Origin of the sequence: Streptomyces sp. NPDC046909, assembly GCF_040644695.1 — a bacterium.
Taxonomy (GTDB): Bacteria; Actinomycetota; Actinomycetes; order Streptomycetales; family Streptomycetaceae; genus Streptomyces.
In genome coordinates, this window is record NZ_JBEYXC010000005.1 from 601,675 (window position 1) to 614,927 (window position 13,253).

A 13,253-nucleotide genomic window follows, 5' to 3' on the forward strand; every position below is an offset into this window, starting at 1 on the left:
GTTGTCGGGATGAGATCTTCGAACACTGCTTGGTGACCGTCCCGGCGGCTTACTCCAGATAGAGAGCGGCCAAGCGTGGCAGGCGGCGAGTCATCTCACCTCGGTCGTCGAAATCGAAGGGGTGTAGCTGTGTGTCCTGAACGCGAAGGAGAGTTCGATGTAGGAGAGCGATCTGGAGCGGTGCTGCTCGGACGATGAAGGTTGTGGCCCTTCGAAGTCGCCCTGCGGAGGGAGGCCGCCTCCCGTGATGCCTTTGAACGCCTTGTCTCGACGCTGGCCGGTGACCCGACGCACAGCATGGCCCATGACGAGCTGGAGGAACTGCTCGAACAGCAAGGACGCGAGTTGCTGCGGCAGTTGATGCAGGATCACCTCGACCTGCGGGCGAGGGCGGAAGAAGCTGCGGCCCGCATCAGCGCAGGGCAGCCGGCAGTGCGCGGGCCGGAAGGACAGATGCGGACCTGGCGGGAGAGTAACCATCCCCGCTGGCTGACCTGCGTGTTCGGGCCGGTTCGGGTGACCAGGATCGCCTGTCGCGGCCGCGGTGTTGCCAACGTGCACCCGGCGGACGAGCAGTTGTCGCTGCCGGCCGGCACTCACGAGGACTGGCCCGGCTCGCGGTCCTGGAAGCCGTGCGAGGCTCGTTCGACCAGGCCGACGCCGCGATCGAGCGACAATGCGGAAGAGTGTTGGGCAAGCGCCGCCTCAAAGAACTGGTGGTCGCCTCGGCCGTCGACATCGCCGCCTACTACACGGCGAAGATCCCCACCCCGTGCACCCGTGAGATGCCGCTGATCATCCAGGTCGACGGCAAGGGCATAGTGATGCGCCCCGAAGCCCTGCGCGAAGCCACCCGCCGGGCCGCGGCCAAGAGCGCGGCGGCCGGGCGGCGCGGACGTCTGGCCCCGGGCGAGAAACCCAACCGCAAGCGCATGGCAACGGTGACCTGCGTCTTCGATGTCATTCCGACACCGCGTCGGCCGCACGACATCGTCCACCCGCCCGGCGGCCGCAGCAAAACCCGGCCTCCGCGACAAGGCCCGAAAGCCGAGCGGAAATGCTGCACCGCCTCGCTGATCCGTCCCCCGGAACAGGTCGTCGCCGACGCCTTCGCCCAGGCCGCATCCCGCGACCCGCAGCACCTGCGGGACTGGATCGTGCTCGTTGACGGCGCCCGCCACCAACTCGACCGGATCCAGGACGAAGCCGCCCGCCGCGGCATCCGCCTGAACGTCCTGCTCGACTTCGTGCACGTCGCTGAGTACACATGGACGGCCGCGCACGCCTTCCATCCGGTCGGCAGCCGCGAGGCCGAGACCTGGGCCGCGGACAAACTCACCGCGATCCTCGCCCGACACGCCGATCGCGCCGCCACGGAGATGACTGCCCGGGCCACGGCCGAACAGCTTCACGCCGCCCGCCGCGACGCGGTCACCACCTGCGCCCGCCACCTCACCGGTCACCTCGACCAACTTCACTACGACACCGCCCTCGCGGCCGGCTGGCCGATAGCCACCGGCGCCGTCGAAGGCGCCTGCCGACATCTCATCGCCGACCGCCTCGACATAACCGGCGCCCGCTGGGGACTCGACGGCGCCGAAGCTGTCCTCCGACTCCGTGCGCTGATCACGAACGGCGACTTCGAGGACTACTGGACCTTCCACACGACCCGCGAACATCAATGCCTCTACCCCAGCCCTGACCAGCAGAACTACAGGCTCACCGCCTGATCCCGACCGTCACTTCAAAGGATCCGCACCCATGTGGGCATGCTGCGGGCGGAGCCCGCTGTGTTCGGGCCGGTGGCCTCCGACCCGACGGTCTCCCGGCTCATCGACCTGCTCGCCCGGGGCGGGAAGCGGGCCCTGACCGTACTGCGCACGGCCCGCGCCGAAGTACGCGAACACGTCTGGAAGTTGGCCGACCGGACGGCGCCGGACGCGGGCGGGCAGGTGATCGTGGACATCGACGGCGTCCTCGTCGTCGCGCATTCCGAGAAGCAGGACGCCGCCGCGACCTGGAAGAAGACGTTCGGGCACCATCCGCTGATGGGGTTCGTCGACCACGGCCGGGGTGGGTCCGGCGAGCCGGTCGTCGGGTTGCTGCGGCCCGGCAACGCGGGCTCCAACACCGCCGCGGACCACATCGAGGCCACCGGGCTGGCCCTGGCCCAGCTGCCCAAACGGCTGCGGCGTGGACGTCAGACGCTGATCCGCACCGACTCCGGCGGCGGCACCCACGAGTTCGTCGCCTGGCTCGCCCAGCGCGGCAGGTGGCTGTCGTACTCGGTCGGGATGACCATCACCGACGCCATCCACCAGGCCGTTCTGAAGGTCCCGGCCTCGGCCTGGACGCCGGCCGTCGAGCCCGACGGCGACATCCGCGACGGTGCCTGGGTCGCCGAGATCGACGCCGGCAGCGATTGCCTGGCGGGCTGGCCGAAGGGGTTGCGACTGATCGTGCGCAAGGAACGGCCGCACCCCGGCGCCCAGTTGCGCTTCACCGACGCCGACGGCATGCGGCTGACCTGCTTCGCCACCAACACCCCCGGCGAGGCGATCGCCACCCTCGAACTGCGCCACCGCCAGCGGGCCCGGGCCGAGGACCGCATCCGCGCCGCCCGCGCCACCGGCCTGCGCAACTTCCCCCTCCACGACGCCGCGCAGAACCAGATCTGGCTGGAGATCGTGCAGATCGCCCTGGACCTGCTGGCCTGGATGCCCCTGCTCGCCCTGACCGGCACCGCTCGGCTTTGGGAGCCCCGCCGCCTGCGGCTTCGGCTGTTCTCCACCGCCGCCCAGCTCGTCACCACCGGCCGCCGCCGCTACCTCGGCCTCGCCAAGCACTGGCCCTGGACCGACGCGATCACCGACGCCCTGGACCGGCTCCACGCCCTCCCGAACCCAGGCTGACCAGCACCTTCCCATCCCTGCGAGCAGCACGAGCCCACCGGAGCCGTGGAACCCGGCGCACACCCGACGCGACAACCGGGCACTCAACCTGCCCAGACTCCGAAAATCCCCACCGACACTCACCACAAAGGGGCCGTCAGTAAGCTGATAGACCCTCATGAATGATCGAGGTTAGCGCTGAGTCGACGGGCCCGGAAAAGACAGTCGATGGGGCGAGGAGCCCGCGAACAAGGACGCTGATGGGTCAGTTCCGCGGCCGGAAATTTGCTTAATGGTCTTTGGCTCCCTTTTCGGTCGCGGAAACCGTGCGCATCGAACAAGTGTCATGGGCAGCGGGCCAGATGTGATGACGAGCATTGTGCCGGAAGGGGATCTGTGTTCATGGGTATCCCGGGCACTGAGGCCCCCTGTGCCCCTTGAGCCCGAGCGCGCGCGTGGGGTTGACATCAGCCGCCCCGAATCGCAGCAGGTGGCCACACGTGTCGGGATCCTCCGGCGCCCATGCCTTCCGTGTCGGGTTTCCACGGCAGGAACGGAGTTTCGCCTCCTGACGACGATGTCGAAGGCAGAATCGCTTCCGGTCGACGCGACCTGATGACTCTTCTCGCGAAGGGGGAACCTGCATTCCGGGCGCGAAACCCCTACGAGAGGGAATGAATGCGCACGCCATCCCACAGTATGGCCGTGAGGGCCGCTGAAGCCTGCCATCGAGCCTGGACCGGCGGAGATATCGGAGCGGCCATCGCATACATCTCACACGACATTGTGATCGATTCTCCCAACGGCCGATTCGAAGGCCGCCTCGGTTTCGAGGAGTTCACTCGGAATTTCGCGGTTCTCCTGAAACGGAGCACAATCAGGGCAGCCTATGGTGACGACACCACCGCCTTGCTGTTCTACGACCTCTCCTTCACCTTCGGTCTGAGCTGCCCCGCAGCTCAGCACGACACGGTGCGAGGCGGAGAGATCGTCCACCAGCGATACGTCTGGGATCCGGCACCCTTCCTCCGCAGTCTCGCGCAGTGCTGACCCGGTCATCGAGCCGCGACGAATCACCGCACACGAAAGGAAAACTCATGACTTCCAGCACCCACAGCGGCCGCGTCGCACTGGTGACCGGCGCCAACAAGGGGGTTGGGCACGCCATCGCACGCCAGCTCGCCGAACTCGGTATGACCGTCTGGCTCGGCGCCCGGGACCAGCAGCGCGGCACCCAGGCCACCGGAGAGCTGCGCGATCTCGGTCTAGACGTGCGCTTCGCGCACCTCGACGTCACCGACGAGGGGAGTGTCGCTCTGGCCGCCAAGTACATCACCCAGGAGAGCGGCCGACTCGACGCCCTGGTCAACAACGCCGGCGTCAGCCGCGGATGGGCCGCTCCGAGCCAAACACCGTTGGAAGACCTGGAAGCCACCTTCGCGACCAACGTCTTCGGCTACGTCACGGTCACCAACACGATGCTGCCGCTGCTGCGCCGCTCGGACGCCGCTCGCATCGTCAACATTTCCAGCGTCATCGGCTCGCTGACCGTCGCCGCCGAGAACCATGACCCGACCGGCTGCTTCCCCGACGGGCAGTTCCCCGTCATCCTGAGCCACAGCATGTCCAAGGCCGCGGTCAACTCGCTTACCGTCATGTACGCCAACGAACTGCGCGGCGAGGGCATCCTGGTGAACGCCGTCTCTCCCAACTGGGTACCGACGGACGCCAACGGCAACACCGGCATCCTCACCCTCGACCAGGGTGCGCACCTGCCGGTGCGCATGGCGACACTCCCGGACAGCGGCCCCACCGGCACCTTCACGGTTGCCACCGCCGACGGGCTGGGAATGGCCCTGCCCTGGTGACCTGCCTTCGGGCCCGGACGACCAAGCAGCCCCACGATCCGCAGCTGGGGGGGACTGCACCGGTTCTCCCACAGCGGCGGAGCACCGGCGGACGGCAACGGCCTCTGATGAGCGCCCGTGCGCTCGGCGAAGGCTGCGGAACCCCCACTGAACCGTAGAACAACGAAGCACCCCACGGCCGCACGGCCGTGCACGAGCGAGGGGCCTGCCATGAGCGCCACCCGTCCTGTTCCCGACGCGATCGAGGTCCGCGGTGCCAGGGTCCACAACCTGCGCGACGTGTCCGTCGACGTGCCTCTCGGCCGGTTCGTCGCGGTCAGCGGGGTCTCCGGGTCCGGCAAGTCCTCGCTCGCCATGGGGGTGTTGTTCGCCGAGGGCTCCCGCCGCTACCTGGACGGGCTGTCCACCTACGCACGCCGCCGCATCACCCAGGAGACCAGGCCCGACGTCGACTCGATCAGCCACCTGCCGGCCGCCGTCGCTCTCAGACAGCGTCCGCCGACGCCCGGATCGCGTTCCACGGTGGGCACTATGACCGAGGTCTACGCGGTTCTGCGCCTGGCCATGTCCCGGTTCGGCAGTCACCTGTGCCCCAACGGGCACCGCGTCCCACCCACCGCGGAGGTCGCTCTCACCGGCACCCTGACGTGTCCCGACTGCGGCATCCACGCGGCCGCACCCGGCGCGGAGTCGTTTGCCTTCGCCACGCTCGGGGCGTGCCCCGGCTGCCGGGGCCTGGGCGTCAGCCGTGAGGTGGACGACTCGACGCTGATCCCCGATCCCACCCTGACCATCGACGAAGGCGCTGTCGCTCCTTGGCGGTTGCTGGGCCGCACCAAGATGCCCCTCGTGGTCCGCGAACTCGGGGTCCGCACCGACATCCCCTGGGCCGGGCTCACCCGGAAGGAGAGAGAACTCGTCCTTCACGGCCCCGAAACCACCGTGCACGTAGCCTTTCCCACCAGCAAGGGCAGAGTGCTGGAAGGCAACCTCAAGTACGAGAACGCGGTCGCCGCGGTACGGGCCATGGCAGCTTCGGGTGCCGCCGAGTCCGGAGGCGGGACCACAGCCCGCTTCATGACCACTGGCTCCTGCCGCACCTGTGGTGGCACCCGGCTCAGCGACGAGGCCCGCTCCTCACTCCTGGGGGAGCGCACCATCGCCGAACTGGCCGCTTGGCCGCTGCAGGATCTGGCTGACCGGGCCCCGAAGCTCTTCCGATCCGCGGCGGAAACCGATGCGGCACTGCGACCGGCCGCCGAACGCCTCGCCGATGAGCTGCGCAAGGCCATAGAGCCACTTCTCACCCTCGGTCTTGGCTACCTGTCCGCCGACCGCTCCGGCGACACCCTGTCCACCGGTGAACGCCAACGTATCCAGCTCGTCACCACCGCCATGCGCCATACCACCGGCATGCTCTACGTATTGGACGAGCCGACCATCGGCCTGCACCCCTCCGCGATCCCCGGCCTCATCCAGGTCATGAACACCCTCGTCGAGGAGGGCAACTCGCTGGTCGTGGTCGACCACGATCTCGCCGTCCTCGCTGCCGCCGACGAACTCATCGAACTCGGCCCCGGCGCCGGCAGCGCTGGCGGCACCATCGTCCGCCACGGCACTCCCGGGGAACTCGCGAGCGACCCCGCCTCGGTCATCGGCCCCCACTTGGCCGGCACGGCCCCCGTGGTCGTCCGCGAACGCCATGGCGCCGATCCGACGCGAGGAGCCATCCAGCTGACCGTCTCCGACCTGTTCACCCTCCACCAGGTCGAGGCCGCTTTCCCGCTGGGCCGGCTCACCGCGGTCACCGGTGTCTCCGGGGCGGGCAAGACGGCCCTTGTCCTGGACGCGCTGGTGCCCGCTCTGACCGCCCGGCTCGACGCCCGTCCCCTGCCGCCGGCCGTCACTTCGCTCGACACGGCCGGCATCACCCGTGTGTCCATGGTCGACGCTACCCCCATCGGCGCCAACTCCCGTTCCACTCCCGCCACTTACTCCGGCGCATTCGACGAGATCCGCAAGCTGTTCGCGGCCACCGAACAGGCCCGGGCCCGCGGCTGGAACGCCGGCCGGTTCTCCTACAACAACGCCTCCGGCCGCTGCTCGACCTGCGAAGGCCTGGGGGAGCTTCAACTCGACCTCCAGTATCTTCCCGACCTGCCCGTCCCCTGCCCCGACTGCCGCGGAAACCGCTATGCCCCCGACACGCTGGAGGTGACCCTCCAGGGCCGTACCGTCGCCGACGTGCTGCGGCTGACCATCAGCGATGCCCGGGCTGCCCTCGACACCGTGGCCACACGCAAACTGCGACAGATCCTGGCCTCCCTCGACGACGTCGGCCTCGGCTACCTCACACTCGGCGAACCCACCCCGGCCCTGTCGGGCGGTGAGGCACAAAGACTGCGCCTGGCCACAGAACTGCACCGCGGCCAGCAGGGCCATCTCTTCGTGTTCGACGAACCCACCGTCGGCCTTCACCCACGCGACGTGGCCACCTTGGTGAACGTACTGGACACTCTGGTCCGCGACGGGGCGACCGTCATCGTTGTCGAACATGACCTCGACCTCATCGCCAATGCCGACCACATCATTGACGTCGGTCCCGGCGCGGGCGGCCAGGGCGGCCGCATCATAGCCACGGGAACGCCCGACCAGATCCGCACCGAGCCCGAGAGCGTGATCGGTCCGTGGCTTCACCGACACCTGGATCGACGGCCCGCACCACGCTGACCCGCCCGCGGCACCCCACCCGCCTCGCACGCATGACACACCGCTGCACAACGAAAGTCCTGCCTCGCCGTACGCACTGCCCGTGTCGGCGCGGCCCTCACCGACCGTTCTCTGGACTCACTACAATCGTGGCCGCCGCCCCAAGCCGACCAAGGAGCCTGCGGCACTGATGCACGATGAAGGCATCCTCCCGGACTGGGACGACCTTGACCGGCTGCTGCTGCGCGAGCTGGAACACGATGGCAGAGCCTCATTTGCCCGCCTCGGCACCGTACTTGGGGTGTCCGACCAGACTGCCGCGCGACGCTACCGACGCCTCGCTGAATTCGGCGGTCTGCGTATCGCGGCCGAGCGGGGACTGCAGTACCCGGGACAGGAAACGTGGCTGCTGCGCTTGCAGTGCACTCTGGGGCAGACCCAAGCCGTGGCCACGGCACTCGCCCAACGCCCGGACACAGCCTGGGTGGCACTGGTGTCCGGCGGCACCGAGCTCAACTGCGCCGTGCGGTTCCGTAACCGCGACGACCAGGAGGACCTCCTCCTCAACAAGCTGCCCCGCACACCGGGCGTCGCTTCGGTGCGCGCTCTGCAGATACTGGGGATGTTCTTCGGCGGCCCCACGGTCTGGCTCGACAAACGCCTCGGCCAAGACCGCGCGCCGGTGTATGAGCGCAGCCCGCGGGAGGAGCACCGGGGCAAAGCCGCCGGGCCCGAAGACGAGGTCCTCATCGCGGCATTGGAACAGGACGCACGCATCCCGCTGGCGGAGCTGGCGAAGGCCACCGGACGGTCGGAGAATGCGGTGCGCCGCCGCCTGGACCAGCTGCTGGCCCGGGGCGACCTCTACTTCAACATCCAGTACGACTCCCGCGTGCTGGGCGACAGCCTTCACGCCCTGCTCTGGATCAACGCAGCCCCCCAGAAGCTCGAGCAGACGGGCCGGTGGCTCGCCCAGCAGCCCCGGGTTTCCTTCGTCACCGTGACCACCGGTGCCACGAACCTGACCGCCATGGTCACCTGCACGGACGCGGCGGGCCTACGCAATTATCTCGGTGAAGACCTCGCCGGGGCGGAGGGTCTCCACCATGTGGAGGTGACCCCGGTGCTTCGTCACGTCAAGCAAGTCCTGCCTCTCACCCACAAGGTGTGAATCTCTGTGGAACTGCCAGTTCCGGTAGCCCGGGTGATTCCGTCTTCTGCGTTGCTCACATTCTGACCCCAGGTGTCAAGGGCGAGAAGAACCACAGGAGATGGGCAATGAAAGGGTCCACTGCCGACCCTTCGGCGGTGTTACCGTTTTAATCGGTCTCGCGGTGTAGTCCTGTCTTCAGGAACCCGTCCGGGCCTTTTGGGCGTTCCGTCTCTCGGATTCCGTTCGTCCTGACCCTCCTGTATCGGGCGGACGCTGATATCTCGACCCCGGGCGTCTGTCTTGGGAACACGTTTCCCCTATTTTCTGGAGTACTTCCATGTCTGCTGACAGCACGGCTGTCACCCCCAAGGGAGTGGAGGCTGCCGGCTCCGGCCAAGCCTCCGCAGGGCGGCACCTCGGGTTGGCGCTGGTGGTCATCGCGGCCGCTCAGTTGATGGTGGTGCTCGACGCCACCATCACCAACATCGCCCTGCCCGCCATCCAGACCGACCTGGGCGTCTCGGACGCGGGTCTGGCCTGGATCGTCAATTCCTACGCTCTGGCCTTCGGCGGCCTGTTGCTCCTCGGCGGCAAGGCCGGAGACCTCTTCGGGCGGCGGAAGGTCTTCCAGGTCGGCATCGCCGTCTTCACCCTGGCCTCGCTCCTCGGCGGACTGGCCCCGAACGAGGCACTGCTCATCGCCGCACGTGTCCTACAAGGAGTCGGCGCGGCGCTGGCCGCACCCAGCGCGCTGGCACTGATTACGACGACGTTCCCCGCGGGCAAGTCGCGCAACACGGCGATGGGCGTTTACGCGGCCATGGGGGGTGTGGGCGCCACAGTGGGACTGCTCCTCGGCGGCACGCTCACGGACCTGCTCGACTGGCGCTGGGTGTTCTTCGTGAACATCCCGATCGGACTGGCAGTACTGGCTGGGACGCGAACCCTCGTCGAGGCGCGACGGCACCCGGGCCGCCTGGACGTGCCCGGAGCGGTTACCGGCACGGGCGGTCTGATCGCCCTCGTCTACGGCATCACGCGGGGCGGCGAGCACGGCTGGAGCAACGGTCTGACGCTGGTGTCGTTCGTGGGCGCCGTCGTTCTGCTGGCGACGTTCCTGTTCCTGCAGGCACGGACCGACGACCCCATGCTGCCGCTGCGGCTGTTCGGCGACCGGAACCGCTGGGGTTCTTACGCCACCATGCTGTTCATCGGCTCGGGGATGTTCGCCACCTTCTATTTCCTCACGCTCTACATGCAGTTGATTCTCGGATACAGCCCTGTGAAGACCGGATTCGCGTATCTGCCGTTCAGTTTCGGAATGGCGACCGCAGCCGGCGTCAGCTCCAAGCTGGTCACGCACTTCGCTCCGCGAGTTATTGCGGGACCGGGCCTGCTGGTGGCAGCCCTGGGTATGTTCTGGTTCGCGACGCTGGAGCCCGACTCCTCCTACGCGGGGCACCTGATGCCGGCCATGTTCGTCACGGCTCTCGGTCTGGGCATGAGTTTCGTGCCGATGACTCTTGGTGCCGTCAGCGGGGTGTCGTACCAGGACACCGGTGTCGCGTCCGCCCTGCTGAACACCGCCCAGCAGATCGGCGGCGCGCTGGGGCTGGCCGTCCTGAGCACTCTCTCCACCTCCGCGGCCGACGACAAGCTGCCCGAGGCAGCCGGTTCTCTGTACCAGGGCCTGGCAACCAAGGACTTCGCCCTGGTGACCAGGGCGAGCGAGGCACTGACCCACGGCTACACCATGGCCTTTGCGGCGGCTGCGGGGATGTTCCTGGGCGGCTTGGCCATCACCGCTCTAGCGGTCAACGCGGCCAAACAGCACACAGAAGGCTCGGCACCCGTCCACATGGGCTGACGCACCATTTCTATGAGGGACAACGGCGGGATGCTGTACCCGCTCCCAGGAGCGGGTACAGCATCCCGCCGCCGACGGTTACGGCCTGCCGCATCCTCTTTAGGGCAGCGGCGCGTTTCGCTCATGCGGCCAGGCGTCGGACAGGTCCCCGCGTGAAAGCACAGGTGGGGACTTTCGCAGCCAGGGTTCGGCGGCGTTGGCCATGTGACGCACATGAAGGAGAAAGGCCGGGATGGAGGGATGAGACCGCTTGCGTGGCCAGATCAGGCGCACAGTCACAGGGGAAGCGTCTGCGAGCGGTATGTAGCGGATACCGGGATGCGGGTGGCTGTGCTCGGTGGCCTCCGCGGTGACACCGACTGCCTCTTCCAGGGCAATCGTCGTGAGCCACTCGTCGACGTTGGCCGCCTCGAACGTGCGGGGCTGTCGCCCCGAGGACCAGAGGTCGACTGAGGCGCCAGCGCTGGCGCACAGCGCGACGAGCTGGTCGGCCAGGTCGGCCAGACGTACGACGGAACGTTCGGCGAGCGGGCTGTTCTCCGACACGGCTGCCAGCCGGCGCTCCGTGAAGAGCACAGCAGACAACACCTCGGATTCGACAGCATCCGAAGTGCGCACGATAGCGGCGTCGATCTCGCCCCTGCGCAGTGCTGTGTCCGGATCGCTGCGGCGCTGCAGCTGTACGGGAAGCTCGGGGTGCTGTGCACGCCAGGCCTGTAGCAACGGCACGGTGTGGTCTCCGAGTGCTGCCCAGGTGAAGCCGATACGCAACGGTTGTCTACCGGCCACCACTTCCGACAGCGCATCGTCCAGCTCGTTGAGAATCCGATGGGCGCGCTCATAGAGCGTGTGGCCGGCTGCGGTGAGGGAAAGCTGGCGGGTGGTGCGATTCACCAGGCGCGTGCCGAGGCGGTCCTCCAACTGCTCCAGGGTGCGGGACAGCGCGGGCTGGCTGACATGCAGGCTGGCCGCGGCGCCGGTGATGGTGCCTTCGTCTCCGATGGCGGCGATGGCTCGTAGATGCCGCAGCTCCACGTTCATACCCATAGGTTATATGTCCCTCGAGAAATGGTATTTCCGGGCCCTGTGATGCGCTCCTATGCTTGCCGGCATGAACATTCTGCTTATCGGCACGGGCACGCTCGGTGCAGGCTTGTACAAGGAATTCTCCGCACGCGGCCACGAGATCCGCACGGTCGGACGGCGCAGCGGGGACCTCCGCTACGATGTCACCGACCCCGCTCAGGTCACCGCCCTGTATGAGCACTCCGGTCATATAGACGCGGTGGTTATCGCTGCCGGTGATCTTCCGTTCCGGCCTTTCTCCGAGATCACGCCCGAGGACTACCAGGCTGCGTTCCGCGGCAAGGTACTCAGCCAGATCGACCTGGTACGGCAGGGCGTCAGCCGTATTTCCGACCGGGGTTCTTTCACCCTGATCGCCGGCGCTCTGTCGCACGATCCCGTCCCGATGGGTTCTGCGGCGTCCATGGCGAATGCCGCGCTGGAAGGTTTTGCTCGGGCAGCGGCCGTTGAGATCGCTCCCCAGCGCATCAACGCGGTCAGCCCGGCCGTGCTCACGGAGAGCCTTCCTTCGTATGGGCCCTATTTTCCCGGGGTCGACGCGGTCGACCTGGCGGACGTGATCAGGGCCTACGTCCGTTCCGTCGAAGGGTCTCAGACGGGGCAGGTCTTCGCCCTGTAGAGCCTGCCGCACGCAAGGGGTCCTGCATCTTGCGTCCTGAGGGTCCGCCGCGCACGCGGCGGACCCTCTCTTGCTGCGCCGGACGGCCATCAGGATCGTCGCTGGGGGGTGGGGAGATCCTCAGAGACGATCGGTTGTGCCGGCCGTCGGTAGGTTGATGCCGCGCCGGGACAGCCATTGCTCACCCCACTCATTAAGGGCGAGCAGGAGCGGCTTCAGAGCGAGTGCCTCGTCGGTCAGCGAATACTCAACCCGGGGAGGTATCACCGGGTAGGCGGTGCGCTCAACGAGGCCGTCTTCCTCGAGTTCGCGGAGCTGTCTGGTCAGGGCGCGGGGAGTAATGCCACGCATCTGGCGCTGCAGTTCGTTGAAACGCATGGTGCCGTCGAGCAGGTGGAACAGGATGACGCCTTTCCACTTGCCACCGATGATCTTGACGGCTGCTTCCATGGCGCAACCGGGCAAGTCGTCAAACGGTCGTGTTCTTGGCATGAGGCGTGTACTCCGTCTTCTGGTTCCACCCGAGCCTGGGCGGTATTGCCCTCCAGAGCACATTGTCTGCTGGGGGAGGGGGGCTTTCCGGCAGGGTGTGCTCCGACCCGTTCGCGCTGCGAACGGCGACGCGCGGAATGGGTCCTTGAGCATCTAGCGCCGATCAGGACGATGCCCGCGCAGCCGTTCTCCCCGGCCTGCTGTCCGCTCTCCGTCAGGCCGACCGCCCCGGTCATGACGCCGACCTCAAGAAGGACGAGCAGCATGCGGCTTGCTTTACATGTCATCTCGCTGCCCCATTATCGCGGCCAGCCATTGAAGATCGCGACGGGTCGGACCCAATTCGGTTTGAGGTCCTGGCGAGCATGGTGGCGGTGACCGCTTGCGCGGGAGGCGGGCGGAGCGCATCGCACGTGTGTAGGCGGAGCCGTCGAGCAGGTAGAACGGGATGATGCCTCTGCACTTGCCACCGATGATCTTGACGGCTGCTCCATGGCGCAACTGGGCAAGTCGTCAAACGGCCGTGCTCGGTAGGAGGCGTGTACTCCGAATCGTGGTTCCCCTTGAG

General features: G+C 67.5%; 8 protein-coding genes and 2 pseudogenes. 8 read left to right on the plus strand and 2 right to left on the minus strand.

Annotation, left to right across the window (positions count from 1 at the left end; all coding sequences use genetic code 11):
- The first annotated feature begins 201 nt into the window (after positions 1 to 201).
- The 7 genes and pseudogenes from ABZ928_RS19820 to ABZ928_RS19850 all read left to right on the plus strand — a co-directional run bounded on the left by ABZ928_RS19820 (position 202) and on the right by ABZ928_RS19850 (position 10,488).
- Positions 202 to 1,730 (plus strand): annotated as a pseudogene (locus ABZ928_RS19820) (ISKra4 family transposase).
- A 33-nt stretch (positions 1,731 to 1,763) separates the two neighbouring features.
- A pseudogene (locus tag ABZ928_RS19825) lies at positions 1,764 to 2,912 on the plus strand (IS1380 family transposase); the annotation flags it as partial.
- 684 nt (positions 2,913 to 3,596) lie between these two features.
- A complete protein-coding gene (locus ABZ928_RS19830; protein WP_361520250.1) occupies positions 3,597 to 3,941 on the plus strand; it encodes a nuclear transport factor 2 family protein in 345 nt (114 codons plus the stop codon).
- A 47-nt stretch (positions 3,942 to 3,988) separates the two neighbouring features.
- Entirely contained in the window at positions 3,989 to 4,759 is a 771-nt protein-coding gene (locus ABZ928_RS19835) for an SDR family oxidoreductase (RefSeq protein WP_361520253.1), read from the plus strand.
- 210 nt (positions 4,760 to 4,969) lie between these two features.
- On the plus strand, positions 4,970 to 7,489 hold the full coding sequence (locus ABZ928_RS19840) for an excinuclease ABC subunit UvrA (protein ID WP_361520255.1): 2,520 nt from the start codon (positions 4,970 to 4,972) through the stop codon (positions 7,487 to 7,489).
- A 169-nt stretch (positions 7,490 to 7,658) separates the two neighbouring features.
- Positions 7,659 to 8,639 carry an Lrp/AsnC family transcriptional regulator gene (locus tag ABZ928_RS19845; protein WP_361520258.1) on the plus strand — a complete coding sequence of 327 codons (981 nt, stop codon included), beginning with the start codon at positions 7,659 to 7,661 and terminating at the stop codon, positions 8,637 to 8,639.
- Positions 8,640 to 8,958: 319 nt separating this feature from the next.
- Positions 8,959 to 10,488, plus strand: coding sequence for a DHA2 family efflux MFS transporter permease subunit (locus ABZ928_RS19850; RefSeq protein ID WP_361520261.1), 1,530 nt, complete (start codon positions 8,959 to 8,961; stop codon positions 10,486 to 10,488).
- A 99-nt stretch (positions 10,489 to 10,587) separates the two neighbouring features.
- Here ABZ928_RS19850 and ABZ928_RS19855 read toward each other — a convergent pair whose 3' ends face one another.
- Positions 10,588 to 11,529, minus strand: coding sequence for a LysR family transcriptional regulator (locus ABZ928_RS19855; protein ID WP_361520264.1), 942 nt, complete (start codon positions 11,527 to 11,529; stop codon positions 10,588 to 10,590).
- A 70-nt stretch (positions 11,530 to 11,599) separates the two neighbouring features.
- Here ABZ928_RS19855 and ABZ928_RS19860 point away from each other — a divergent pair, with 70 nt between their 5' ends.
- A complete protein-coding gene (locus tag ABZ928_RS19860) occupies positions 11,600 to 12,193 on the plus strand; it encodes a short chain dehydrogenase (RefSeq protein WP_361520267.1) in 594 nt (197 codons plus the stop codon).
- Positions 12,194 to 12,313: 120 nt separating this feature from the next.
- Here ABZ928_RS19860 and ABZ928_RS19865 read toward each other — a convergent pair whose 3' ends face one another.
- A complete protein-coding gene (locus ABZ928_RS19865) occupies positions 12,314 to 12,643 on the minus strand; it encodes a helix-turn-helix domain-containing protein (RefSeq protein ID WP_361520270.1) in 330 nt (109 codons plus the stop codon).
- Positions 12,644 to 13,253 lie beyond the last annotated feature (610 nt).